Consider the following 25,124-nt stretch of genomic DNA (forward strand, 5'->3'; position numbering starts at 1 on the left):
ACGTTTTTCCAACAAGCCAACAAGAAGAACTTCGCCATCGCAACCAGAGCATCAACCCCAGCCGCCTGATCAGGCCGCCGAAGCAACCCTCTCATAAAAAAAGCCACCCTTGCGGGTGGCTTTTTGATTCTGGCGGAAACGGAGGGATTCGAACCCTCGATGAGGCTCTACACCCCATACTCCCTTAGCAGGGGAGCACCTTCGGCCACTCGGTCACGTTTCCGGAATGACGTTATTGTAACGTGCTTTTTTGCCGGTTTCGGCAAAACATCGATTTTATTCCGTCTTGTCGAGGCCGAAGGCGGTGTGCAGCGCGCGCACGGCCAGCTCCAGGTACTTCTCGTCGATGACGACGGAAGTCTTGATCTCGGAGGTGGAGATCATCTGGATGTTCACACCTTCCTGGCTCAGCGCACGGAACATGGTGGAGGCCACGCCCACATGGCTGCGCATGCCGATGCCGACGATGCTGACCTTGGCGATGTTGGGATTGCCGACGACTTCGGAGGCACCCAGGGCAGGCACGACCTTGTCACGCAGCAGTTCCATGGCGCGCTGGTAGTCACCCTGGCTGACGGTGAAGCTGAAGTCGGTTTTGCCTTCCTTGCTGATGTTCTGGATGATCACATCGACTTCGATGTTGGCGTCGGCCACCGGGCCCAGGATGCCGTAGGCGATGCCGGGGGTGTCGGGCACGCCGAGAACGGAGATCTTGGCTTCGCCGCGGTTGAATGCGATGCCGGATACGACGGCCTTTTCCATTTTTTCGTCTTCCTCAAAAGTAATCAGCGTGCCGGAGGTGGACTCTTCCTCCAGGTCGATGTCCCAGGGCGTGAAGCTGGAGAGCACACGCATGGGCACCTTGTACTTGCCGGCAAATTCCACGGAGCGGATTTGCAGCACCTTGGAGCCGAGGCTGGCCATCTCCAGCATTTCCTCGAAGCTCACGGTGTTCAGGCGCTTGGCGGCCTGCACCACGCGCGGGTCGGTGGTGTAGACGCCGTCCACGTCGGTGTAGATCAGGCATTCGGCCGCCTTCAGCGCCGCAGCCACGGCCACGGCCGAGGTGTCGGAGCCGCCACGGCCGAGCGTGGTGACGTGACCGTTGGGATCAATACCCTGGAAGCCGGTGATGATGACCACGCGGCCAGCGTCGAGTTCGGCGCGAACGCGCTTGTCATCGATGGACTCGATGCGCGCCTTGGTGAAGCTGCTGTCCGTGCGCACGGGAACCTGCCAGCCCGAGAAGCTGATGGCTTCCAGGCCTTCGGCCTGCAGCGCAATGGCCAGCAGTGCCGACGACGCCTGCTCGCCCGTGGAGGCGAGCATGTCGAGTTCACGGTAGTACGCCGTTTTGGCCGAGCTGGGAGCCAGCTCGCTGGCCAGGCCCAGCAGACGGTTGGTTTCGCCACTCATGGCGCTGGGGACGACCACCATCTGGTGACCGGCCCTAGCCCACTTGGCCACGCGCTTGGCAACGTTGCGGATGCGCTCTGTCGAGCCCATCGAGGTGCCGCCGTATTTATGAACGATCAGTGCCATTGGATATCAGGGTGACGAAACTGCTAGGCACGGCGCTGTACGACAGGGGGTGCTTGTGCAAGCCAGGTGCTCAAGAGGACTGCGCATGTAGCGAAATGTCCGTCCAGACCCGTCTTGCGCAAGCCATTTGGTTTTGGCGCGCCGCCGGTTTTCGTGCAAAGTTGGACCAAAACCTGTCAATTGTACCAATCGAGCACTGACCCCAGGCGCCGCACAAAACCCCTGCCCATCTTGAGATGGATGCGGTGGCCTCGCGTACGGCAAACGCCGACCTGCGCGAGCAGTTGATCGAGCTGCGCGGCGCTCGGGGTGGTGGCATGCACGCTGCGCAGCCAGTGGCGCAGCACATTGGCCTGGCGCGCTGGGCTCAGCGCCTGCAATGCGGCGATGCGGGGCGGGTTGCCCACCGCACCCAGGTCGGCCTGGGCCATCTCCTGCAGGAGCTCGGCCGCTTCGGCGCAATGCCGGCTGCTGCGCGCAAAGGTGGCGCGAAACTGGGGGAAGGCCTGGTGCAACGCCGGCAGCAACTGGGCGCGGATGCGATTGCGGGTGTAGCGGGCATCGGCATTGGAAGGGTCTTCCACCCACTCCTGGCCGCGCGCAGCAAGCCAGTCCCGCAATACCTGGCCAGGCAGATCAAGCAGCGGTCGATACCACGCAAGTCCCGCCCTGCTCCACTGCGCCGGCATGGCGGCCAGCCCCGCAACGCCGGCGCCGCGCGACAGTGCCAGCAGCAGCGTCTCGACCTGATCGTCGGCATGCTGCGCCAGGGCCAGGCTGCGAACGGCAGGCATGGGCACACCGCCCTGCGCAGGCCAGGGCTCGGTGGCGGCCTTGATCAACGTGGCGTAGCGCAACTGACGCGCCGCATCCTCAGGGCTTTGGCCCGGCGCGTGGCGCGCATCCACGCGGCAGATCTTCAAGGGGACGGCATGCTGCGCACAGGTTTTTTCACACTGGAGCACAAAGGCATCGGCGGCCGACTGCAAACCGTGGTGCACATGGATGGCGACGACCTGGCCGGGCCAGCGCTCGGCACAGGCCAGCAGCAACGCAGTGGAGTCCGCTCCGCCGCTGAAGGCAACGGCCAGCGGCAGCGGTGGCGCAAAGCGCTGGATGGCAGCACCCAAGGCGGCGCCTGACGCGACGCCTGACTCGGCGTCTGGTGAGGTGTCCGGCAGGTTTTGCGGCAGGTCGGTGATCGGCATTTCCACAGGCTTGGATCAGGTATGCCAGGGCTCAGGCCGAGTCCCGGCACAAAAAGAAAACGGCTCCCACAGGGGAGCCGTTCAGTGTGCCAGAGCGTGGCGCCGGCCTTCAGCGATTGTCTGCCTTGGTATCGGCGAAACGGCCGTAGCTTTGCAGGCGCTCGTAGCGGCGGTCCTGCAGTTCCTTGGGCTTGAGGTCGGCCAGCTGGCGGTAGGCATCGCCCAGCGCACGCTTGAGGAAGGCGGCCATTTGCTTGGGGTCGCGGTGGGCGCCGCCCACGGGCTCGTTGACGATCTTGTCCACCAGGCCCAGGGCCTTGAGGCGGTGGGCCGTGATGCCCATCGCATCGGCCGCGTCCTGGGCCTTTTCGCCGGTCTTCCAGAGGATGGAGGCGCAGCCTTCCGGGCTGATCACGGAGTAGACGGCGTATTGCAGCATCAGCACCTGGTCGGCAACGGCAATGGCCAGTGCGCCGCCCGAGCCGCCTTCACCGATAACGGTGGTGATGATGGGGGTCTGCAGCTGGGCCATTTCGTAGATGTTGCGGCCGATGGCTTCGGACTGGCCGCGCTCCTCGGCCTCGATGCCGGGGAAAGCGCCGGGCGTGTCCACGAAGGTGAAGACCGGCAAGCCGAACTTCTCGGCCGTCTTCATGAGACGCAGGGCCTTGCGGTAGCCCTCGGGGCGCGTCATGCCGAAGTTGCGCAGCGTGCGCTCCTTGGTGTCGCGGCCCTTCTGGTGGCCGATGACCATGCAGGACATGCCATTGAAGCGCGCCAGCCCGCCCACGATGGACTGGTCGTCGGCAAAGTGCCGGTCCCCGTGCATCTCGATGAAGTCGGTGAAGCAGTCGCGCACATAGTCCAGCGTGTAGGGACGCTCGGTATGGCGCGCGATCTTGGTGATCTGCCAGGGCGAGAGGTCGCTGTAGATGTCCTTGGTCAGCTGCAGGCTCTTTTTGCTGAGCTGCTCAATCTCTTCCGAGATATCGACTGCGCTTTCGGTCTGCACGTAGCGCAGTTCCTCGATTTTGGATTCGAGCTCGGCGATGGGCTGCTCAAAATCCAGAAAGTTCTTTTTCGCCAACTTGTTTCTCCTTGTCCCAGCCAGGCACGGTGCATGCGTTCCGGCCGGAAAACGGGGGTTGATCGGGTGTGATCGGTTTGTCTTCAGGCGGCAGGCTGCGTCTCGAGCGAGCGCCAAATATACCAAGTCGCCACGGTGCACCACGGCTTCCAGGCCTCGGCAACCTCGCGCGCCTCGCTGCGGCTGACGGGGTCGCCTGAAAAATAGTTCTGGCTGATGCCCGAGATCAGGCCTGCATCGTCCAGCGGCAGCACATTGGGCCGCTGCAGGTAGAAGATGAGGAACATCTCGGCCGTCCACCGGCCCACGCCGCGGATGGACATGAGCTCGGCCACGATGGCTTCGTCACTCATGCCCTGCCAGTCGTCCTGGTGCAGGCGGTGCTCGGTGAAATGCATGGCCAGATCCACCAGGTAGTCCACCTTGCGGGCGGACAGGCCCACGGCGCGCATGTCGTCCACCTTGAGCTTGAGCACCAGGTCAGGCGCCATCCGCGCAGGCAGGCGTGCGAACTTGTTCCACAGCGTCTGCGCGGCCTTCATCGAGATCTGCTGGCCCACGATGGAGCGCGCCAGCGTGGCAAAGGCATCGCCACCGGGCTGCAGGGCCAGGTGGGCAAAGCGCGGGATCAGGCGCTTCATCACGCGGTCCCGGCGCACGAGCTGGCGGCAGGCCTCGGCCCAGTAGGCAGGCGCGCCTTCGGGCGGCGCGGGCAGCGATATCTTGGCCTTGGGCGTGGCGGCAGCGGCCGCTGCGGCGGCAGGCGGCGAGCCTGCGCGCGCGCCCAGCGTCACCACCGGCAGCGGGGCCGGTTGCTGTTCGGGCACGGGCAGATCGGCCACCAGCGGCAACTGCTCGAAATCCATGGTGTCCAGGGGTTTGGCGGAGGCCATCAAAGCACCTCCCCGCACCTGGCGCGGCACGTCTGGCAAGGCATACGGATCAGCCCTTGGCGGCTGCCTCCCAGGTCGTGCCTGCAGGGGAGTCCTTGAGCACGATGCCCTGTTCCATCAGGGCCTTGCGGATGCGGTCGGCCTCGGCCCAGTCCTTGGCCGCCTTGGCGGCTGCGCGTGCGGCAATCTGCGCCTCGATGGCGGCGGCATCCACATCTGCCGCTCCTGCCTGCAGGAAGGCCTGGGGGTCGCCCTGCAGCAAGCCCAGGCATCCGGCCAGGGCCTTGAGCAGGCCCGCCGTCTCGGCGCTCTTGCTGCGATTGACTTCTGCAGCCAGCTCGAACAGCACGGCCACGGCCTCGGGCGTGCCGAAGTCCTCGTCCATGGCCGCCTTGAAGCGCGCGGCAGCGGGATGGCTCCAGTCGATGGCGACCTCGGCAGGGGCCACCAGGCTCAGCGCCGTGTACAGGCGCTTGAGCGCGCCGCGCGCATCGTTCAGATGCACGTCGCTGTAGTTCAGCGGGCTGCGGTAGTGGCTGCGCACGACGAAGAAGCGAACGGTCTCTGCGTCGTACTCCTTGAGCACGTCGCGGATGGTGAAGAAGTTGCCCAGCGACTTGGACATCTTCTCGTTGTCCACGTTGATGAAGCCGTTGTGCATCCAGACCTGCGAGAAAGGCTTGCCGGTCGCGCCTTCGCTCTGGGCAATCTCGTTTTCGTGGTGCGGGAACTGCAGATCGGCACCGCCGCCGTGGATGTCGAAGCTCTCACCCAGCATCTCGCAGCCCATGGCCGAGCACTCGATGTGCCAGCCCGGCCGGCCCACGCCCCAGGGGCTGGCCCACTTGACCTCGTCGGGCTCGCTGGGCTTGGCGCTTTTCCACAGCACGAAGTCCAGCGGGTCCTGCTTGCCGTCCTGCACGGCCACGCGTTCGCCGGCCTGCAATTCGTCCAGCGACTTGCCCGACAGCTTGCCGTAGCCGGGGAACTTGCGCACGGCAAAGTTCACGTCGCCATCGCTGCCCTGGTAGGCCAGGCCCTTGTCCTGCAGGCGGCCGATCATGGACAGCATCTGCGGCACGTATTCGGTGGCGCGCGGCTCATGCGTGGGGCGTTCGATGCCCAGGGCGTCGGCGTCCTGGTGCAGCGCGTCGATCATGCGGTCGGTCAGCGAGCGAATGGTCTCGCCGTTCTCCACGGCACGACGGATGATCTTATCGTCGATATCGGTGATGTTGCGCACATAGGTCACGCGATTTCCGCTGGCCCGAAGCCAGCGCTGCACCACGTCGAAAGCGACCATGGAGCGCGCGTGTCCCAGGTGGCACAGGTCGTACACGGTCATGCCGCACACATACATGCGCACATGGCCCGGTTCGATTGGCGAAAACGCTTCCAATGCACGCGACAGCGTGTTGTAGATACGCAAACTCATGGATGTTCATCAGGGGAGAAAGGGCCGCTGCAGGGGGCGCGTCCCACGCGCCGCCGGACCCTTGGCGCCGATGCAGGCATGCTCAGCAGGGAGCAGGAGCGGCAGGCGCAGAGCCCGTGTGACCCAGCACACCCCTCAGCTACAATTCACAGCAGTATAAGCCCGCGCCGCGGGGCGTTTCCCCGAGGCCCCGAAAGCACCTACATGCCTCTACGCAACTCGTTTCGCTCCGCCCTGCGCCTCGCGGCACTGGCGGCCCTGCTCGCAACAGGCCACGCCCACGCCGACGACTATACGGAAGTGAACCAGTTGCTGCGCAACGGCAAAAGCACCCAGGCCCTGGCACGCGCCGAAGCCTACCTTGCCAAGAACGCACGCGACCCCCAGATGCGCTTTCTCAAGGCCGTGGCCCTGACCGACAGCGGCAAGACCGACGAGGCCATCGCCGCGCTGAACCAGCTCATCGAGGACTACCCCGAGCTGCCCGAGCCCTACAACAACCTGGCCGTCATCTACGCAGGCCAGAACCAGCTCGACAAGGCCCGCTCCGCCCTGGAGTCGGCCGTGCGCAACAACCCCAACTACGGCGTTGCCTACGAGAATCTGGGCGACATCCACGCCCGCCTGGCCTACGAGGCCTACGGCAAGGCACAAGGCCTGGACGGCCGTGCTGCCAGCGTGCGGCCCAAGCTCAAGCTGCTGCGCGAATTGCTGGCTCCAGTCACCGGCACCAAATAGAAGACACGGCCCACACGCACGACCCCGGCGCCCAGGCACGGCGGTCTGCGCGCCATTTGGGTCTTGCCACGCCTGCGCGCACGCGCAGGAACCTGCCCGGGTTTTCCCACTCCATCCCCCAGCCCTTTGGCTTTCTCAGGAGATTTGCATGACCACACGCCGCATTGCGTCGCTTTCCCTGGCCGGCATGGCCCTGGCCGCTTCCCTTTGCACCGCCCTGCCCGCCATGGCGCAGAACGCCACACCCAAGGTGCAGCTCAAGACCAGCATGGGCGACATCGTGCTGGAGCTGAACGAGGCCAAGGCCCCCAAGACCGTGGCCAACTTCATGCAGTACGTGCGCGACAAGCACTATGACGGCACGGTGTTCCACCGCGTGATGGACGGCTTCATGATCCAGGGTGGCGGCATGGACGCCAGCCTCAAGGAAAAGCCCACGCGCGCGCCGATTCCGCTGGAAGCGGACAACGGCCTCAAGAATGACCGGGGCACCATCGCCATGGCGCGCACTGGCAATCCCAACTCGGCCACCTCGCAGTTCTTCATCAACGTGGTGAACAACGACATGCTCAACGCACCCAAGCCTGACGGACACGGCTACGCCGTCTTCGGCCGCGTGGTCCAGGGCATGGATGTGGTGGACAAAATCCGCACGGTGGCCACGGGCAACCAGGGCATGCACCAGAATGTACCCACCAAGCCGGTGACCATCCTCTCGGCCACCGAAGTCAAGTAAACCGCGCGCCGCGCCCAGCGTGGCACGCCCCTGCCCTCCACCCAACAAGGAATCGCCATGAGCAATCCCCAAGTCGAACTCCACATCGCCGACCACGGCGTCATCACCCTCGAACTCGACGCCGCCAAGGCCCCCAAGAGCACCGAGAACTTCCTGGCCTATGTGAACAAGGGCCACTACGACAACACCATCTTCCATCGCATCATCGATGGCTTCATGATCCAGGGCGGCGGCTTCGAGCCCGGCATGAAGCAAAAGGGCACCGATGCGCCCATCGAGAACGAGGCCAAGAACGGCCTGAAGAACGACAAGTACACCATCGCCATGGCCCGTACCGGCGACCCGCACTCGGCCACCGCCCAGTTCTTCATCAACGTGGCCGACAACGGCTTCCTGAACCACACCTCGCCCAGCGCCCAGGGCTGGGGCTATGCCGTGTTCGGCAAGGTGGTCAAGGGCACCGAGATCGTGGACGAGCTGCGCGGCGTGAAGACCGGCCGCAACGGCGGCCACCAGGACGTGCCCAAGGATGACGTGATCATCGAAAAGGCCGTGGCCCTGTAATCAGGCGCCCTTCCGACAAGGCGGCTGCCCCCTTGGCGTGCAGCCGCCCTGTTGTCCATGCTCATGGCCCGCCCCTGGCCGTGCCCATGGACAACAGCCCTGCTCCAGAGCCCTCCCAAGCCTTCATGCAGCGCCCTTGCCGGGCGCGCACCCGCCCATGGCCCAGACTGCCGCACCTCGCCCTCCCTGCGTGCCGCCCATTGCGGCCGAATGGACACTGCCCGCGGCCTGGCGCACGCTGGACTTCATCTCCGACCTGCACCTGCAGGCCTGCGAGCCCGCCACCGTGCAGGCCTTTCGCCGCTACCTGCACGCCACGCAGGCCGATGCCGTCTTTCTGCTCGGTGACCTGTTCGAAGTCTGGGTGGGCGACGACGCCTTGCTGGAGCCCGGCAGTTTCGAGGCCGATTGCGCCGCCACCCTGCGCGAGGCCGCCGCCCGCAGGCCGCTGTTCTTCATGCAGGGCAACCGCGACTTCCTGACCGGAGCGCAGTTCGATGCGCTGTGCGGCACGACCACGCTGGCCGACCCCACCGTACTCGACTGCGGCGACCAGCGCATCCTGCTCAGCCATGGCGATGCCCTGTGCCTGGACGATACGGACTACCAGCGCTTTCGCGCCATGGCGCGCTCCGCCGCGTGGCAGGCGGCCTTCCTGGCGCAGCCGCTGCCGCTGCGCCGCGAGCAGGCACGCGGCATCCGGCAGGAGAGCGAATCGCGCAAACGTGAATCGGCCGGAGCGGACGCAGCCGCCCCCTCCGCCAGCCACACCGCCGCCATGCCCACCTATGCCGACCTGGATGCCGAGGCCACGCGCAGCTGGCTGCGCGCCGCACGCGCCGCCACCCTGGTCCACGGCCACACGCACCGCCCGGCCGACCATGAACTGGGCGATGGCCTGCGGCGTGTGGTGCTCAGCGACTGGGATTTGGCAGCCGCCGTGCCGCGCGCCGAAGTGCTGCGCTGGGAGCAGGGCCAGGGCCTGCGGCGCCTGCCGCTGTCCGAAGTACTTGAACAGGCGCCCCAACGATGAGCCTCTGGCGACAACTGGGCCACTGGGCCCGGCGGCTGGGCCGCCGCGCACGCTCCGCCGTCTCGCCGGTGCCCGAGATACCAGCGCCACTGTGGCTGTCCATACTGGCCGCCTACCCCTTTCTTTCCTCGCTGACGCTGGAGGAGCAATCGAAGCTGCGCGCACTGGCCGCCGTCTTCCTGCAGCGCAAGCGCTTCCACGGCGCGCACGGCCTGCAAGTGAGCGACGCCATGGCGCTGGAGATTGCCGCCCAGGCCTGCCTGCCTCTGCTGCACTGGGGCGAGCCGCAGGGCGCGCTGTCCTGGTATGACGACTTTGTCGGCATCGTGGTGCACCCGGGCGATGCCGTGGCACGGCGCCAGAGCATGGACGAGGCCGGCGTCATCCACGACTACGACGAAGTGATCATGGGCGAGGCCATGCATGGCGGCCCCGTCATGCTCAGTTGGCAGGCCATCGGCGCAGGCCGCGGGCCGCATGCCAGCCACCACGGTCACGGCGGCCAGGCCGCCAACGTGGTGATCCATGAATTCGCCCACAAGATCGACATGCGCAACGGCGGCGCCGATGGCTGCCCGCCCCTGCCGCCCGGCTTCATGGGCAGCGGCTCCGCGCGCCAGGCCCGCGAGATATGGCAGGCCGCCTGGGCGCCGGCCTACGACACCTTCCGTGAGCAGATCACCATCGCCGAACGCTTTGGCGGCGAATGGCCCTGGCTGGACGGCTATGGCGCCACGGCGCCCGCCGAATTCTTCGCCGTGGCCTGCGAAGCCTTCTTCGTGGACCGCGCCCGCTTTGCCCTGGAATTCCCCACGCTGGAGCCGCTGCTGGCTGCGCTCTTCAAGCCGGCCACCCGTCACCCCTGATCGGAGCAAACCTCCTTCAGGGCCTGGGCAAACAGGCGCTGCTCCTCGTACTGCCCGCCCGCCTTGCGCTCGAACAGGGTGACGGGTGGCAGGGTCCAGCCGAAACGGTGGCGCACAATGCCCACGCCCGCGATGCGCACCAGTTCCTCGGCAATGTCGGCCGGCACGATGGACACGGCACGCTCATTGGCCGCCACCAGTTCGCCGATCACCTTGGCCGAGAGCGTTTCCACAAACGGCGGCGGCGGCTCCACGCCCGCGCGCAGAAAAAAGTCGGTGATCTGCTCGCGCATGGGCGTGCGGCGCTGGCCCAGCACCCAGTCAAGCCCCGTGAGTTCGGCCCACTGCAGAGGCCGGCGCCCCAGCCGCGTGGCCAGGCTGCGGTGGGCGATCAGGCGAGGCTCCTGCTCATAAAGCACGCTGTGCCGTATGCCGCTCATGTCCAGCACGGCCGAGGCGCGGCCAATCACGCAGTCCAGCTCATGTGCGCGCAACTTTTGCAGCAGGCGGTCGCTGGTGTCCTCATGCAGCGTGACCGTGATGCGCCGGCCTTGCGGCCGCGTCCTGCCGATGGCCTCGGCCAGCATGCGCGCAGGCAGGAAGGGGATGACACCCACCTGCAGGTGCGCCGCACGCTGCTGCCCCACGGCCTCGATGTCGTGGGCCCAATGGTCCAGGTCGGCCAGCATGCCCCGGGCGCGCGCCAGCACCAGCGCGCCCAGCTCCGTAGGCTCCATGCCGCGCGCAGAACGCAGGAACAGGGGCGCGCCGAACAACGACTCCAGCTCGGCCAGGGCCTGGGTCACGGCGGGCTGACTGGTGGCCATGCGCTCGGCCACGCGGGTCAGCGTGCCCAGCTCGCTGATGGAGCGCAGCAGCAGCAAATGCTTCATCTTCAGGCGCGTGGCCATGCGGTGGGCCAGTTGGGCAGCGGTCGATGCAGTGGGGTGTTGCGGCATGGCTTCAGGCGTGGCGCGTCATAAGCAAAACCATATTGAACAATAAAAACAAACGAATTTCTGCTTATGCATGCGTTCCAGAATTCCGGCGTCTTGCACACCCAGAACGAAAGGACCAGGCAGACCATGGATGGCATGTTTTTCATCATCGCGCTGGGCGCGGCGGCGGCCGGATTCGTGCAGGGCCTGTCGGGCTTTGCCTTCGGCATGGTGGCCATGTCGTTCTGGGCCTGGGTGCTGGAGCCGCGCGATGCGGCCGTGCTCACCGTCTTCGGCTCGCTGCTGGGCCAGGTGCTGTCGGCCATCACCGTGCGGCGCGGGTTTGCGCTGGCAAAGCTGCTGCCCTTCATCCTGGGCGGTCTTGTCGGCATTCCCCTGGGTGTCTTGCTGCTGCCGCACCTGGACATGGCCTGGTTCAAGGCCTTGCTGGGCGGCATGCTGGTGCTGTGGTGCCCGGTGATGCTGCTGTCGGCCCGGATGCCCAGGCTGGCGCGCGGCGGCAGTGTGGCAGACGGCGCCGTGGGCCTGGCGGGCGGCGTGATGGGCGGACTGGGCGGCTTCACGGGCACGCTGCCCACGCTGTGGTGCACGCTGCGCGGCTACCCCAAGGATGAGCAGCGCTCGGTCATCCAGAACTTCAACCTGTCCATGCTGGCCGTGACCATGGCCACCTACCTGGGCACCGGCATGGTCGCGCGCAGCATGCTGCCGCTGTTCGCCATCGTGGCGCCGGCCATGCTCATTCCATCGCTGCTGGGCTCCAGGCTGTATATCGGCATCAGCGAGATGCGTTTCCGGCAGATCGTGCTGGGCCTGCTGTGCCTGTCCGGCGTGGCGCTGCTGGCCTCCTCGGTGCCGGTGCTGCTGCAGCGCGCGGGCTGAGCGCCCCGAACGCGCTGCCGGGAAGGCCTGGAGCCAAGCCTGCCGGCTGCAGCAGATGGCCAGGCAACGGCAGCAACACGTGCAGGGGCTGGGCAATGAACTGGCCACCGCCAAGAAGGATCTGCAGCGCGCGCAAGACTGGGCACTGCCCTCGAAAAAAGGCGGGGCAGGAATCGCTCCCTGCCCCGCCTTCAGGCGCCCGCCGCGTGGCGGGAACGCCTTCTTCTCCCTCGATGGCGCATCAGTACCGCGCGTCGGCCGGCTTCTTGTCCTTGGGCCAGTCCTTGTGCTTGTTGGCAAAGTCCGGGCGCGGCTGGTGGCTGAAGTACTCGGCCACGTCCACGGCCTCCTGGTCGCTGAGGCCGCCCTGGCCCAGCGGGAAATTGCCATGGAAGGCGATGGGCATGTTGCGCTTGACGAAGGCCGCTGCCGTATAGGTGCGCGCCATGCCTGCACCGATGTTGAAGGACTGGTCACCCCACAGCGGCGGATAGACCCACTGTCCCTTGGCATTCTTCACGCCTTCGCCCTCGCCGCCATGGCAGACCGCGCACTGGGCCGCATAGACCTTCTTGCCGTTGTCCACGTTGGGCACGATGGACTGGCTGATCTTGCCCACGCCCCGGCCTTCGACCTTGTCCTCGGGCTTGGTTTCGCGGCGCATCCAGTCGAAGTAGGCGACCATGGCCTTGATCTCGTCGGACTCCAGCGGCAGAGGCTTGCCGTTCATGGAGCGCAGGAAGCAGCCATTGATGCGGTCCTCCAGCGTGATGACGCGGCCCGCGCGCGGCGCATAGCCGGGGAAGAAGGCCGAGACACCGATGTAGGGCGAACCATCGGCCACCGTGCCCGCGTTCAGGTGGCAGCTGGCGCAATTCAGCGCATTGCCCACATTCCTGGGCAGCAGGTCACGCGTCTCTATGTTCAGGCGGGCGCCGTAGACCAGTTGCTTCGCGTTGGATTCGTCCAGCATGGCGGCCAGGCGCGGCGTCTCGAAGGGGCGTGCGCTTTCGCCCTTGGCATCGAGCTGCTTGCGCATGGATTGCACCTCCTTGGCATGGATCTCGCGCGCATCGGCACGGCCCCAGCTCCTGCGGGCGAAGTTGAGGATGTCGGCGATCTCCGCATCCTTGAGCTGCGCGAAGGCCGGCATGGTCAGCGGCCGGGCGTGGCTTTGCGTGACGGGCGCCTTCCAGCCCGCCAGCATCAGATGGATCAGCGTGGACGGGTCCTGCGACTGCAGCGAAAAATTGCCGGCCAGTGGCGGGAACACGTCCTTCACGCCGCCGCCATCGGCACGGTGGCAGTCGGCGCAGAACTGCAGATAGCCCAGGCCGCCCCGGCTGGCGTAGAGATCGGCAGGCACATCGGAAGACACTGCCGACGTGGCGGACGGCGCATGCACGGAGGCCTGCGGCGCCGGATGCGGGGCGATGACCGGCCCCGGCCCCTGGGCGATCTGCATGGGCAGATCGTTCTTGCCTGCGGGCAGCGACTTCAGATAGATGCCGATGGCCAGCAGGTCCTCGTCACTCATGTACTGGGTGCTGTGCTGCACCACATCGACCATGTTGCCGGAGACCGTGCCGTGGCTGTTGCGCCCGGTCTTGAGCAGTTGGGCGGTCTCCTCGGGTGTCCACAGGTCGCGCAGGCTCAGTGCGCGCCAGTTCTCCACGGTCTCGCCGGCCAGGAAGTACTCGCCCTTGCGGCCCTCGCCGGTCATGGTCTTTTCCTGGAAGCCCACGCCGCGCGGCGTATGGCAGGCGCCGCAGTGGCCCAGGCCCTGCACCAGGTAGGCGCCCCGGTTCCACTGGGCAGTTTGCTGCGGTTGGGGCTGGAAGGGCGCGTCATCCAGAAACACCCAGTTCCACAGCGCCAGGCCCCAGCGCTGGTTGAAGGGAAAGCCCAGGTCGGACTCCTTGTTGGCCGCCTTCACGGGCGCCACGCCCTGCATCAGGTAGGCATACAGGGCCTGCATGTCCTCGGCCGTCATCTTGGCGTAGGAGGGATAGGGCATGGCCGGGTACATGTTGCGGCCATCGGCCGCCACGCCCTTGCGCATGGCACGGTCGAACTGATCGAAGCTGTATTTGCCCATGCCCGTATCGGCGTCAGGCGAGATATTGGTGGAATAGATCTTGCCGAATGGCGTCTCCAGCGCCAAGCCACCGCCCATGGGCTGTGTTTTATTTCCGGTATGGCAGGCCACGCAATCACCGAGTCGCGCGATATAACGGCCACGGTCTACCAGGGTTCTTTGCTCGGCGCTCAGGTCCGCCGCATAGTCGGCGGGCAGGTCATCGATGATCTGCGGCATTTGCGCATGATCCACCTCGGGCGCCGGCGCCGAGATGGCGAGCTGCCATGCGGCAGCCGACAGCACGGCCACGCACAGCAGGCCTTGCTTGAGCGAGAGTTTCATCGTCTTCTATCCCGTGAAATAAATTATTATTGAAAGAGAAAATCGGATATTGACGAGATATTCCACCCAACGCATGCAACCATTGCAGCAAATATCAATCTCTTTGCGCAATATCTTCTTATATATAAATTCTAGTGGAATCACCCTATTTTTTGATGCAAGCCGACGAAAAAGATAAGCCACTTGCGCATTTAACGCGGGCTTAATCCATCCACAGGAAAAGTGGCGGCGCAAATGGGGGCGCAGCCATGCAAAGCGGCCCCGCGAAGGGGCCGCCATGTGTACATCCCGGGGATGCCGGGTGCGTGGAAAGGCTCGGCTCAACCTGGCTGGATCATCCGGCGCGCAGCCTGCGCCACGCTGTGTGCATCCACCCCAAAGTAGCCGCGCAGCGCCGCACGCGTGTCGCTGCGGCCGAAGCCGTCCGTGCCCAGCGTGAGGAAACGGCGGCCTGCGGGCAGGAAGGCGCGCACGGTCTCGGGCACCGCGCGCACATAGTCGGTGGCGGCAATCACCGGGCCCTGCGTACCTTGCAGCAGCTGCGCGATCCAGGGCTGGCCAGGTGCCTCACCCGCCAGCATGCGCTGCTCGCAGGCCACGCCATCGCGCGCCAGCTCGCTCCAGCTGGTCACGCTGACCACGGTGGCGGCCATGCCCTCGCTGGCCAATTGCTCGGCGGCCTTGAGCACTTCGGTGAGGATGGCGCCCGATCCCAGCAAGGTGACATGCTGCGTGGCACGGTCCGCATCGCCAAAGCGGCTGAACACATAGGCGCCGCGCAGCACGCCTTCGGCAGCGCCTGCGGGCAGGTCGGGCTGGGCATAGTTCTCGTTCATCAGCGTGACGTAGTAGAAAACATCGCGCTGCTCGACCAGCATCTCGCGCATGCCGGCGTCCAGGATCACGGCGAGTTCGCCGGCATGCGCAGGGTCCCAGGCCTTGCAGTTGGGAATGGTGGCCGCCACCAGATGGCTGGAGCCGTCCTGGTGCTGCAGGCCTTCTCCGCCCAGCGTGGTGCGGCCCGAGGTGGCGCCCAGCAAAAAGCCGCGCGCCCGCTGGTCGGCCGCGGCCCAGATGGCGTCGCCCACGCGCTGGAAGCCGAACATGGAGTAGTAGATGTAGAACGGCAGCATGGCCAGGCCGTGCACGCTGTAGCTGGTGGCCGCCGCCGTCCAGCTGGCGACGGCGCCGGCCTCGCTGATGCCCTCCTCCAGGATCTGGCCGTCCAGCGCCTCGCGGTAGGACAGCACCGAGCCGATGTCCTCGGGCGCGTAGCGCTGGCCCAGGCTGCTGTAGATGCCCACCTGCTTGAACAGGTTGGCCATGCCGAAGGTGCGCGCCTCGTCGGCCACGATGGGCACGATGCGCGGGCCCAGCTGCGCATCCTTGAGCAGGCTGCCCAGCATGCGCACAAAGGCCATGGTGGTGCTCATTTCCTTGCCGGCAGGCGCCAGCGCGAACTGGGCGTATTGCTCCAGCGCTGGAACGGGCACGCGGTCGCACACCGTTTCGCGGCGCGGCAGTGCGCCGCCCAGGGCCGTTCGGCGCTCGCGCAGGTACTGCATCTCGGCACTGTCATCGGCAGGCTTGTGGAAGGCCAGGCCCTTGGCCTGCTCGTCACTGAGCGGCAGGTTGAAGCGGTTGCGGAACTCGATCAGGTCGGTCTCGTCCAGCTTCTTCTGGCTGTGCGTGGTCATCTTGCCCTGCCCGGCCGAGCCCATGCCGTAGCCCTTCTTGGTATGGGCCAGGATCACCGTGGGCTGGCCGCGATGGGCGGCAGCCGCTGCATAGGCCGCATGGATCTTCACCAGATCATGGCCGCCGCGCTTCAAGCGGTCGATCTGCTCGTCCGTCAGGCCCTGGGCCAGGGCGGCGAGCTCGGGGTTCTGTCCAAAGAAATGCTCGCGGTTGTAGCGGCCGTCCTTGGCGGCGAACGTCTGCATCTGCCCGTCCACCGTGCCGCCCAGCGTGCGTGCCAGGGTGCCGGTGATGTCGCGAGCCAACAGCCCGTCCCAGTCGCTGCCCCACAGCAGCTTGACCACGTTCCAGCCCGCGCCGGCAAACAGCCGCTCCAGCTCATCGACGATGCGGCCGTTGCCGCGCACCGGGCCGTCCAGGCGCTGCAGATTGCAGTTGACCACCCAGACCAGGTTGTCCAGCCCCTCGCGCGCGGCCAGCGTGAGGGCACTCATGCTTTCGGGCTCGTCCATCTCGCCGTCGCCGAACACGCCCCAGACCTTGCGCTCCTGGCAGTCCAGCAGGCGGCGGTGCGTGAGATAGCGCATGAAGCGCGCGTGGTAGATGCTGCTGATGGGGCCTATGCCCATGGAGCCCGTCGGGAACTGCCAGAAGTCGGGCATCAGCCAGGGATGGGGATAGCTGGACAGGCCTTGCGCGCCAGCGGCCGGCGCGCTGATCTCCTGCCGATAGTGCTGCAGGTCCTGCTCGCTCAGCCGCCCTTCCAGGAAGGCGCGCGCATACACGCCGGGGGCGCTGTGCGGCTGGAAGAACACCAGGTCGCCCCGGTGCTGGCCCGGCGCCAGCCCCTCCCGGGCATGGAAGAAATGGTTGAACCCGGTCTCGAACAGGTCGGCCGCGCTGGCGTAGCTGGCGATGTGCCCGCCCAGCTCGCCATAGGCCTGGTTGGCGCGCACCACCATGGCCAGCGCATTCCAGCGCATGATGGACGCCAGCCGCTCCTCCATGGCCAGGTCGCCCGGAAACACCGGCTGCTGCTGCGCGGCCACGGTGTTCACATAGGGCGTATTCAGGTCGGGCTGCCAGCCCAGGCGCTGCTCGCGCGCCATGCGCGCCAGCTCTTCGAGCACGAAGCGCGCGCGCTGCGGCCCCTCGGCGGCGACCAGGGCCGCGAAGGCCTCCCGCCATTCGGTGGTTTCCTGGGGATCGGTATCGATATCGGCCAGCGTGGCCAGCGGCGTGGGTGCGTTCATGCCCGCCACTTTAGGACTGGCGGACCGGCATGAGCAGCCGTTCATGGATAAGGGAAACGCCATATTCCAGCATTTCATGCCGGCATCTACATAAAATCCGGCACATGAAACTGGACACCATCGACTTGCGCATTCTGGCCGAGTTGCAAACGGACGGCTCGCTTTCCAACGTGGAACTGGCGCGCCGCGTGCATCTGTCACCCTCGCCCTGCCTGGCGCGCGTCAAGGCACTGGAGAAGGCCGGCGTGATCGCGCGCTATGTGGCGCTGGCCAATGCGTCGGCGCTGGGGCTGGGGCTGAATGTGTTCATCAACATCAGCCTCAAGTCGCAGGCCAAGGAATCGCTGGCCGACTTCGAGCGCCGCATTGCCGAGCACGACGAGGTCATGGAGTGCTACCTGATGAGCGGCGACGCCGACTACCTGATCCGCGTGGCCCTGGCCGACATCGGCGCGCTGGAGCGCTTCATCGTGGAGCAGCTCACGCCGATTCCGGGCATAGAGAAGATCCGCTCCAGCTTCACGCTCAAGCAGGTGCGGTACAAGACCGCCCTGCCCCTGCCGGCCGCAGGCTGAGGCGGATGGAGACTGGCCTCAGCCCGCAGGCTTGGCCATCTCGCCGGTGGCGATGCGGCGGCGCAGTTCGCCCAGCACGGCCTTGAGGCGGCGCTCGTTGTCCAGCCCCACGCGCACCAGCATCTTCTGGCCGCTGGACAGGGCCTGCAGCTCCGGGTCGGCGTATTCGTAGCGCACCCAGGGCTGGACGGAGGGCACCTCGCCCTCCACTTTGGTCAGCCTGACCTGCACCGGACCCGCGGGCTCGGGCGCGGCGCGCAGATGGTCTATGACGGCAATGAGACGATCGTTGAAATAGCGGCTGGGATAGCCCAGGTCTTCATAGGCGGTCTGGAACAGGGGATACAGCCGGGCATAGAGCTTGACGGCCCCGTCCATGGGAATGGACTCGGCGAAGGCCACGAAGGCCTTGTAGCGTGCGGCGTTGGCGGGGGAGATGGCCTGTGCCTCCCCGGTCTCCGCCGCGCCCTCCACCGTGAAACGCTGCGGCGCGGGGTGCACGGGCCAAAGCCGTGCAGGGGCCTGGGAGCGGGTCAGGTTGTCCACGGTGGCCACGGCGCGGCGCACAAAGCCGTCCATCTGCAGAAAGCTGCCTGCCTTGTCACGACCCAGCAGGCCGTTGAGGGCCTGGGCGACATGGGCGTCGGAGTCCTGCAGCGCGGGCAGGCCGGGCGCGGGTGGCTCCAGCGCATCGACAGGGTTCTGGGGCTCGGTCAGCTCGGGCGCGGGGACGGGTTCAGGCTCGGCAGGCTGGGCGGGCGCCTCTGCCACTTCGGGCGGCGCCTCGGGCACGTCGGCGGGACGCCACCAGTACCACCAGGCTGCGCCCCCCACGGCGGCAGCCGCCAGTACCGCTGCGGCGATGCCGAAAGCCGATGGGCCGGAGGATCTGGCGCGGGGGCGGAAGTCTTGGGGGTCGCGTTCTGGCATGGAGGGGTCCTTTGGCTTGGGCAGGGGGCTGGCAGCACAGTTGCCGCAGGACGTGCGACAGCAAAGCACAACCGGGGTTCCCGAGCTTTCCTGACACCAGCCCCTGACTGGTGTTTATAAGCCGCCCCGCTGCCCGCGCAGGCCCTTGTGCGCGCCAGGCAACAAGGCGTTACCCGGCTTACGCGGCCAGCCTGCGCACAAGAAGGGGGCGGTGCAGCAGGCTCAGCCCTGCGTGCCCAGATCCTGGAGCCAGGCCATGGCGGCCTGCAGCTCGTCGGGGCGGATCTCATGCATGCTCGGGTATTCGTGGTAGCTCAGTTGCAGCGGCAGGCGCTGCACGTGGCTGCGAATGGCGTGGGCGCTGGTCAGCGGAATGACGTTGTCGTAGGTGCCGTGGCTGACCCAGAGCGACTTGCCGTCGAAGGCCGCGTCAGGGGCCTGGTGCGGCAAGGCCTCGGGCAGCAGGCGGCTGTGCCAGCACATGGCGGCGCGCAGCAGCGCGGGCTGGGTCAGCAGCAGGCTGAGCGCCATGATGCCGCCCTGGCTGAAGCCGCCCGCCACGGTACGCTGGGCAGGAATGCCCAGCCGCGCGCCAGCCTGCTGCACGGTCTGGGCCACCAGGGCGCGGCTGTGCTCTTCCTGCGATGCGTGGATGTGGCGCGTGCCGTTGGCATCCACCGTGAACTGGAACCAGGCATGGGCACTGGGCCCCATGGAAAACGGGGCACGCAGGCTGAGCACGTGGAACTGCGGCGGCACGAACGATGCGAGGCCGAACAGGTCCTGTTCATTGCTGCCAACGCCATGCATGAGCACCAGCAGCCAGGGCTGCTGCCCCGGTGCGGGTTGTGCGGGGCGCTCCAGCGCCAGCAGGGGCAGGTCGATCATCACGGACTCCTTGGTTTTTAAGCGATTTCCGGGACCGGGGTGGTCCCGGGCAACGCGCCATTGTGGCGCCTCGCCAAGTCCGCGGGGGCAGGAGGTTATGCCGCCTGCGCGTCCTCGAAGGCCATCGCATCCATGGCCAGGATGGAGTACATGACTTCGCGGCTCAGATACCGAGGCCGCGCCGTGGCGCCGGCCGCGCCCAGGGCGAAGTACAGCGGCATGAAGTGCTCTTCGCTGGGATGGGCGCGCCGGGCCGAGGGAGCGCGTGCGCGGTAGTCCAGCAGCGCGGGCAGGTCCTGCGCCTGCAGGCGCGACTCGATCCAGCGGCTGAAATCCTGCACGTAGGGCGAGGAGGCGCTGGAGCCGCCGACGGCATGGTCGTCCTGCAGGCCATCCTGGCTGCGCAGGGCCTGCACGGCGTCGTCCACCCGCACCGTGGCCTCGCCCATACCGCCCCGGAATTCGGCCAGGTTGTGCGTCATGCTGCCGGAGCCGACGATGAGCACCCCTTCATCGCGCAGCGCCGCCAGGGCCGCGCCCAGCGCATGGGTTTCGGCCGGCCCGGCCGAGGCGGGAAGGGACAGCTGCACCACGGGCAGGTCGGCATCCGGCAGCAAATGCATCAGCGGCACCCAGGCGCCGTGGTCAAAGGGCCGCTGCGCGTTGGCGGTGGAGGCAATGCCTGCGGCCTGCAGGCGGTCCATGACTTCATGTGCCAGCTGGGGCGCGCCGGGGGCCGGGTACTGCAGTTCGTAGAGCGCGGGCGGGAAGCCGCCGAAGTCGTGCCAGGTGGAGGGCGTGGCTCCGGTCATGACTTCCACGCCATGCGACATCCAGTGCGGCGACATGACGACCACGCCGCGCAGCGGGCCGTGGGCCTGGCGCAGCGCCCTGCCCCATCGCGCGAGCACGGGGCCGGTTTCGCCCGGCTCCAGCGCGAACATGGGCGAGCCGTGGGAGACATAGAGCACGGGCAGCCGAGTGCCTGCCGAAGCGGCTATGGAGGAGGCGCCGGAATCGAGGGAAGCGTGGAAATCTTGCATTCCCCTAATGTAGGGACGCAAGCGGGCCGCGCCAAGCCGCCAAAGGCGGCACACATTGTTGCGCTGGCCGGCTCAATCGTCGCGCGGGCGGCCCCGCAGGGCCTTGGTGGCGCTGTGCCGGCTCTTGCTGTCCAGGCGCCGCCGCTGCGATCCCAGCGTGGGCCGGGTGGCCCGGCGAAGAATGGGTTCGGGATAGGCGGCGGCCACCAGCGCGTTGAGCCGCTGCAGCGCGGCGCGCAGGTTCTGCTCCTGCGTGCGGTACTGCTGGGCCTTGATGACGACCACGCCCTCGTTGGTGATGCGGCCGTCGCGCAGGGCCAGCAGGCGCTGCTGCACGGCCTCGGGCAGGCGCGAGGCGCGCACGTCGAAGCGCAGGTGCACGGCGCTGGAGACCTTGTTCACGTTCTGGCCGCCCGCGCCCTGGGCGCGCATGGCGGTCCACTGCACCTCGTGCAGCTCGATGGGGCGCATGCGCTCAGGCATCCAGCGCAGCGGCCAATGCCGCCACAAAGGCATCGGGACGCTCATGCATGACCCAGTGGCCCGCGCCAGGCACCAGGGCCAGCCCCCGGAAGTCGCGCGCATGGCGTGCAAAGGCCTGGGCCAGTTCCTGCATCATCGGGCCCGGGTAGAGCGCGTCGTGCTCGCCATAGATGGCCCATACGGGGCCGTCCACGGCCTGCAGGGCGCGGGCCAGCACATCGGTGTGCGAGAGGCGGCGGCGTGGAAGGCGGTCGCGCTCCACATTGAGCACATGCAGGGCCAGCGTGTCCTCGTCGATGAGGTTGGCGTCATGCAGCATCAGCGCCTGCAGGTTGTAGCGGTGGGCCACGGCCTGCGCCTCGGGCGTGGCCAGGTGGCGCCAGCCCTTGAGCCGCACGGCCAGGCCCTTGCCCACGCCCATGCCGGGCGCCCCGGCCAGCACCAGGCGCCGGGCCAGCGTGCCGTCGGCAGCCGCCAGCATGCCGGCCGTCATGCCGCCAAAAGAGAAGCCGGCCAGATCGCACAGCGGGGCGGCGGGCGCTCCGCCATCGGCCAGCAGTTGCCGCAGGCCCTGGCGTAGCGGCTCGACCAGGGTGTCGGCATCCTGGCCGCCCGGTACCCCATCGGAATCGCCGAAGCCGGGCAGGTCGGGTATCCACAGCTGGCGGCCCTGGGCCAGCAGAGCGTCCATGCAGCGCAGCCAGTGCGTCCAGCTGCCGCTGCCGCCGTGCAGCATGACCACCGGCAGCACGCCCGCGCGCGCCTCGCCCCAGACATGCCAGACCATGTGGCCGTCGTCGGGCCGCGCGGCAGACAGCGGCGTGGTCAGGCGCCGAGCACGGGCGCGCAGGCGCTCTATGGCGACAGGCGTGTTCACCACTGGGCCACGGCGTCGATGGCCAGGCCGTAGCCGGCCACGCCAAAGCCGCACATCACGGCGCGCGCGGCGGCCGACAGGTAGGAGTGGTGGCGGAAGCTCTCGCGCGCATGCACATTGCTGATGTGCAGCTCCACCAGCGGCACGCCCGTGCCCTTGACGGCATCCAGCAGGGCCACGCTGGTGTGGGTGTAGGCGGCGGCGTTGAAGATCAGGCCGGCCAGGCGGCCTTCGGCGTGCACGCGGCCGGCTTCGTGGATCCAGTCCACCAGCTCGCCTTCGTGGTTGCTCTGGCGGAACTCCAGGGCCAGACCGTAGCGCGCACAGGCGGCTTCGCACAGCGCACGCACATCGGCCAGGGTCTGGGAGCCATAGATGGCGGGTTCACGCAGGCCCAGCAGGTTCAGGTTCGGGCCATTGAGGACATAGACGGTTTTCACGGCGGGGACACTCCAGGTTTCCAACGGGCTGGATTATGCGGGCCATCCCGGGCCCGGCCGCAACGCTGGCACCACGGAAAAAGCCGCCCCGGAGGGCGGCACAAGTCAATCCAGCCCGGTCCGGCTCAACGGCGCCAGTGACCGTGACCGTGACCATGGCCATGACCATGGCGGTATCCGCCACGGTAGCCGCCGCGATAGCCGTATCCATAGCCGGGAACGACCACGACGGGCGGCGCACGGTAGACGGCGCGCGGCGCGTAGTAGACCGGAGGCGGGGGAGCGTAGTAGATGGGCTGGGGCGGCGCCACATAGACGGGGGCCGGCGCCACATAGACGGGCGGGCCATACATGCCCGGCGAATTCAGGCTGATGGACCAGTGCACATCGCCCCGGGCCTGGGCGGCGCCCGAAGCCACCAGGGCGGCCAATGCGAGGCCGGCTGCTGCTGCTCTTGCAACCCACGGGGAAGCTGTCGTTGTCATGGTGTCTCTCCTCGAAGTTGGACAGGCGTGGCAGGCATTGCCGCTGGTGCCGCCTTCCCGCACTTTGGCACAGGGGGACGGCATACGCCCTGCATTCTCAACGCGCGACAGGGGTCTACGGATGGCAGGCTTTTATACAAGTTTGTTTCCAAATGCCTCAACCCTTGGCTGGCGCGGCTGTCCGAAAGCCGTCCGGAGCGGGTCGGCAGGCGCGCGCCTACAATGCTGCGATGAGCTCTGCTGACGCCTCCCCCATCTCCAAAGATCCGGTCAAACCGAGTAACTTTCTGCGCCAAATCATCGAGGCCGACCTGGCCAACGGTACCTACGCCCAGCGCCGCTGGGGTGGAAGCCCCGGTGATGGCGACCACCACAACCAGGGCCAGGTGGACGTGGCGAAGATCCGCACACGCTTCCCGCCCGAGCCCAACGGCTACCTGCACGTGGGCCACGCCAAGGCCATCTGCCTGAACTTCGGCCTGGCGCGCGACTACCAAGGCGCCTGCCACCTGCGCTTCGACGACACCAATCCCGAGAAGGAAGACCAGGAGTACGTGGACAGCATCATCGATGCCGTCCATTGGCTGGGCTTCGGCTGGAAGGAAGCCGACGGTCACGAGAACCTGTACTTCGCCAGCAACTACTTCGACTTCATGTACCGCGCGGCCGAGTACCTGATCGAGCAGGGCCTGGCCTATGTGGACGAGCAAAGCGCCGACGACATGAAGGCCAACCGCGGCGATTTCTCGCGCCCCGGCGTGGACAGCCCGTTCCGCAGCCGCACGGTGGCCGAGAACCTGGCGCGCTTTCGCGAAATGCGCGACGGCAAGCTGCCCGATGGCGCTGCCGTGCTGCGCGCAAAGATCGACATGGCATCGCCCAACATCAATCTGCGCGATCCCGCCATCTACCGCGTGCGTCATGCCGAGCACCACAACACCGGCAACCAGTGGTGCATCTACCCGATGTACACCTTCGCCCATCCCATCGAGGACGCGCTGGAGCACATCACCCACAGCATCTGCACGCTGGAGTTCGAGGACCAGCGCCCGTTCTACGACTGGCTGCTGGACCACCTGCGCGCAGGCGGCCTGATCGCCGCGCCGCAGCCGCGCCAGTACGAGTTCTCGCGCCTGCACCTGACCTATGTGATCACCAGCAAGCGCAAGCTCAAGCACCTGGTGGACAACGGCATCGTCAGCGGCTGGGACGATCCGCGCATGCCCACCATCGTCGGCCTGCGCCGCCGTGGCTACACGCCGCAGAGCATCCAGGCCTTCTGCGAGCGCATCGGCGTGACCAAGGACTACGCCTGGATCGACTACTCCACGCTGGAAGGCTGCCTGCGCGAAGACCTGGAGAACCAGGCCCATCGCGGCATGGTGGCCCTGGACCCGCTGAAGCTGGAACTGACCAACTGGGCCGAGGTCTTCGGCAGCGCCGACCACCTGGAAGCCTGCGAGCTGCCCGCCCTGCCCCACGCCGCCGAAGGCCAGCAGGTGCCGGTGCGCCGCTTCACGCTGGGCCGCGAGGTGTGGATCGAGCGCGAGGACTTCGCCGAAGTGCCGCCCAAGGGCTACAAGCGCCTGTTCCCGGGCAACAAGGTTCGCCTGAAGGGCGGCTACGTGATCGAGTGCACCGGCTGCGAGAAGGATGCCGAGGGCAACGTCACCAAGGTGCTGGCCACCGTGGTGCCCGACACCAAGAGCGGCACGCCGGGCGCCGACAGCGTCAAGGTCAAGGCCGCCATCACCTGGGTGGGCGCGGCCGACGGCGTGCAGGCCGAAGTGCGCCTGTACGACCGCCTGTTCACCGACCCGCAGCCCGATGCGGGCGGCAAGGACTTCCTGGCCCTGCTCAACCCGGACAGCCTCAAGGTCGTGACGGCCTACGTGGAGCCGTCGCTGGCCCAGGCACAGCCTGACGACAAGTTCCAGTTCGAGCGCTTCGGCTACTTCGTGGCCGACCGCAAGGACCACGCACCGGGCAAGCCCGTGTTCAACCGCGCAACGGGTCTCAAGGACTCCTGGGGCAAGTAGGCGCACGGCCCGCTGGCGGGCACCTGCACCGCTCCCCCGAAGATGGCC

The 25,124-nt window shown here is 67.1% G+C and carries 23 protein-coding genes and 1 tRNA gene; 8 read left to right on the forward strand and 16 right to left on the reverse strand.

Annotation, left to right across the window (positions count from 1 at the left end; translation table 11 throughout):
- Positions 1-130: 130 nt before the first annotated feature.
- The 6 genes from ACRSCF_RS20930 to cysS all read right to left on the reverse strand — a co-directional run bounded on the left by ACRSCF_RS20930 (position 131) and on the right by cysS (position 6,165).
- A tRNA-Ser gene (locus ACRSCF_RS20930) sits at positions 131-223 on the reverse strand.
- Positions 224-276: 53 nt separating this feature from the next.
- Positions 277-1,542, reverse strand: coding sequence for an aspartate kinase (locus ACRSCF_RS20935; protein WP_016450530.1), 1,266 nt, complete (start codon positions 1,540-1,542; stop codon positions 277-279).
- Positions 1,543-1,718: 176 nt separating this feature from the next.
- Positions 1,719-2,750 carry a tRNA lysidine(34) synthetase TilS gene (tilS, locus tag ACRSCF_RS20940; RefSeq protein ID WP_016450531.1) on the reverse strand — a complete coding sequence of 344 codons (1,032 nt, stop codon included), beginning with the start codon at positions 2,748-2,750 and terminating at the stop codon, positions 1,719-1,721.
- 109 nt (positions 2,751-2,859) lie between these two features.
- On the reverse strand, positions 2,860-3,837 hold the full coding sequence (locus ACRSCF_RS20945) for an acetyl-CoA carboxylase carboxyltransferase subunit alpha (protein ID WP_016450532.1): 978 nt from the start codon (positions 3,835-3,837) through the stop codon (positions 2,860-2,862).
- Positions 3,838-3,920: 83 nt separating this feature from the next.
- Entirely contained in the window at positions 3,921-4,730 is an 810-nt protein-coding gene (locus tag ACRSCF_RS20950) for a DNA-3-methyladenine glycosylase family protein (RefSeq protein ID WP_016450533.1), read from the reverse strand.
- Between the two features lie 49 nt (positions 4,731-4,779).
- Positions 4,780-6,165 (reverse strand): cysteine--tRNA ligase, encoded by a 1,386-nt coding sequence (gene cysS, locus ACRSCF_RS20955; protein ID WP_016450534.1) that lies wholly within the window; start codon positions 6,163-6,165, stop codon positions 4,780-4,782.
- Between the two features lie 204 nt (positions 6,166-6,369).
- On the opposite strand from cysS, the gene ACRSCF_RS20960 reads away from it, so the two are divergent.
- The 5 genes from ACRSCF_RS20960 (at position 6,370) to ACRSCF_RS20980 (ending at position 10,102) form a co-directional block, all read left to right on the forward strand.
- Entirely contained in the window at positions 6,370-6,903 is a 534-nt protein-coding gene (locus ACRSCF_RS20960; protein ID WP_016450535.1) for a tetratricopeptide repeat protein, read from the forward strand.
- Positions 6,904-7,051: 148 nt separating this feature from the next.
- Positions 7,052-7,639 carry a peptidylprolyl isomerase gene (locus ACRSCF_RS20965; protein ID WP_016450536.1) on the forward strand — a complete coding sequence of 196 codons (588 nt, stop codon included), beginning with the start codon at positions 7,052-7,054 and terminating at the stop codon, positions 7,637-7,639.
- 57 nt (positions 7,640-7,696) lie between these two features.
- Entirely contained in the window at positions 7,697-8,203 is a 507-nt protein-coding gene (locus ACRSCF_RS20970; RefSeq protein WP_034367112.1) for a peptidylprolyl isomerase, read from the forward strand.
- Between the two features lie 157 nt (positions 8,204-8,360).
- Positions 8,361-9,236, forward strand: coding sequence for a UDP-2,3-diacylglucosamine diphosphatase (locus ACRSCF_RS20975; protein ID WP_016450538.1), 876 nt, complete (start codon positions 8,361-8,363; stop codon positions 9,234-9,236).
- Entirely contained in the window at positions 9,233-10,102 is an 870-nt protein-coding gene (locus tag ACRSCF_RS20980) for a zinc-dependent peptidase (protein ID WP_034367114.1), read from the forward strand. Before ACRSCF_RS20975 ends, ACRSCF_RS20980 begins: the two co-directional genes overlap by 4 nt.
- Here ACRSCF_RS20980 and ACRSCF_RS20985 read toward each other — a convergent pair.
- On the reverse strand, positions 10,093-11,061 hold the full coding sequence (locus ACRSCF_RS20985; RefSeq protein WP_026062449.1) for a LysR family transcriptional regulator: 969 nt from the start codon (positions 11,059-11,061) through the stop codon (positions 10,093-10,095). The genes ACRSCF_RS20980 and ACRSCF_RS20985 overlap by 10 nt on opposite strands.
- A 66-nt stretch (positions 11,062-11,127) precedes the next feature.
- On the opposite strand from ACRSCF_RS20985, the gene ACRSCF_RS20990 reads away from it, so the two are divergent.
- On the forward strand, positions 11,128-11,943 hold the full coding sequence (locus ACRSCF_RS20990) for a sulfite exporter TauE/SafE family protein (RefSeq protein ID WP_034367117.1): 816 nt from the start codon (positions 11,128-11,130) through the stop codon (positions 11,941-11,943).
- A gap of 241 nt (positions 11,944-12,184) precedes the next feature.
- Here the strand turns inward: ACRSCF_RS20990 and ACRSCF_RS20995 are convergent, their stop codons facing one another.
- Positions 12,185-14,365 (reverse strand): c-type cytochrome, encoded by a 2,181-nt coding sequence (locus ACRSCF_RS20995; RefSeq protein WP_244386521.1) that lies wholly within the window; start codon positions 14,363-14,365, stop codon positions 12,185-12,187.
- Between the two features lie 320 nt (positions 14,366-14,685).
- Entirely contained in the window at positions 14,686-17,316 is a 2,631-nt protein-coding gene (mdeB, locus tag ACRSCF_RS21000) for an alpha-ketoglutarate dehydrogenase (RefSeq protein WP_244386523.1), read from the reverse strand.
- A gap of 104 nt (positions 17,317-17,420) precedes the next feature.
- On the opposite strand from mdeB, the gene ACRSCF_RS21005 reads away from it, so the two are divergent.
- Positions 17,421-17,891 carry an Lrp/AsnC family transcriptional regulator gene (locus ACRSCF_RS21005; RefSeq protein WP_012204416.1) on the forward strand — a complete coding sequence of 157 codons (471 nt, stop codon included), beginning with the start codon at positions 17,421-17,423 and terminating at the stop codon, positions 17,889-17,891.
- Positions 17,892-17,909: 18 nt separating this feature from the next.
- Here ACRSCF_RS21005 and ACRSCF_RS21010 read toward each other — a convergent pair whose 3' ends face one another.
- The 7 genes from ACRSCF_RS21010 to ACRSCF_RS21040 all read right to left on the reverse strand — a co-directional run bounded on the left by ACRSCF_RS21010 (position 17,910) and on the right by ACRSCF_RS21040 (position 23,037).
- Entirely contained in the window at positions 17,910-18,821 is a 912-nt protein-coding gene (locus ACRSCF_RS21010) for a DUF3014 domain-containing protein (RefSeq protein ID WP_016450544.1), read from the reverse strand.
- A 222-nt stretch (positions 18,822-19,043) separates the two neighbouring features.
- Positions 19,044-19,709: an alpha/beta hydrolase gene (locus tag ACRSCF_RS21015; protein ID WP_016450545.1), complete on the reverse strand. Its 666-nt coding sequence runs from the start codon at positions 19,707-19,709 to the stop codon at positions 19,044-19,046.
- A gap of 95 nt (positions 19,710-19,804) precedes the next feature.
- Complete coding sequence (locus ACRSCF_RS21020) at positions 19,805-20,752, reverse strand: dioxygenase family protein (RefSeq protein WP_244386525.1); 948 nt, start codon at positions 20,750-20,752, stop codon at positions 19,805-19,807.
- 72 nt (positions 20,753-20,824) lie between these two features.
- Positions 20,825-21,235, reverse strand: a complete 411-nt coding sequence (gene arfB, locus ACRSCF_RS21025; protein WP_016450547.1) for an alternative ribosome rescue aminoacyl-tRNA hydrolase ArfB — start codon at positions 21,233-21,235, stop codon at positions 20,825-20,827.
- On the reverse strand, positions 21,228-22,112 hold the full coding sequence (locus ACRSCF_RS21030; RefSeq protein WP_034367136.1) for an alpha/beta fold hydrolase: 885 nt from the start codon (positions 22,110-22,112) through the stop codon (positions 21,228-21,230). The genes arfB and ACRSCF_RS21030 overlap by 8 nt, the downstream gene beginning before the upstream one ends.
- On the reverse strand, positions 22,109-22,552 hold the full coding sequence (gene aroQ, locus ACRSCF_RS21035) for a type II 3-dehydroquinate dehydratase (RefSeq protein ID WP_016450549.1): 444 nt from the start codon (positions 22,550-22,552) through the stop codon (positions 22,109-22,111). Before aroQ ends, ACRSCF_RS21030 begins: the two co-directional genes overlap by 4 nt.
- Before the next feature lie 125 nt (positions 22,553-22,677).
- On the reverse strand, positions 22,678-23,037 hold the full coding sequence (locus ACRSCF_RS21040) for a hypothetical protein (RefSeq protein ID WP_016450550.1): 360 nt from the start codon (positions 23,035-23,037) through the stop codon (positions 22,678-22,680).
- Positions 23,038-23,267: 230 nt separating this feature from the next.
- On the opposite strand from ACRSCF_RS21040, the gene ACRSCF_RS21045 reads away from it, so the two are divergent.
- On the forward strand, positions 23,268-25,076 hold the full coding sequence (locus ACRSCF_RS21045; protein ID WP_016450551.1) for a glutamine--tRNA ligase/YqeY domain fusion protein: 1,809 nt from the start codon (positions 23,268-23,270) through the stop codon (positions 25,074-25,076).
- The last annotated feature ends 48 nt before the right edge of the window (positions 25,077-25,124 follow it).

This window comes from Delftia sp. 11MD (assembly GCF_050907895.1).
In the GTDB taxonomy this organism is placed as follows: Bacteria; Pseudomonadota; Gammaproteobacteria; order Burkholderiales; family Burkholderiaceae_C; genus Comamonas; species Comamonas tsuruhatensis.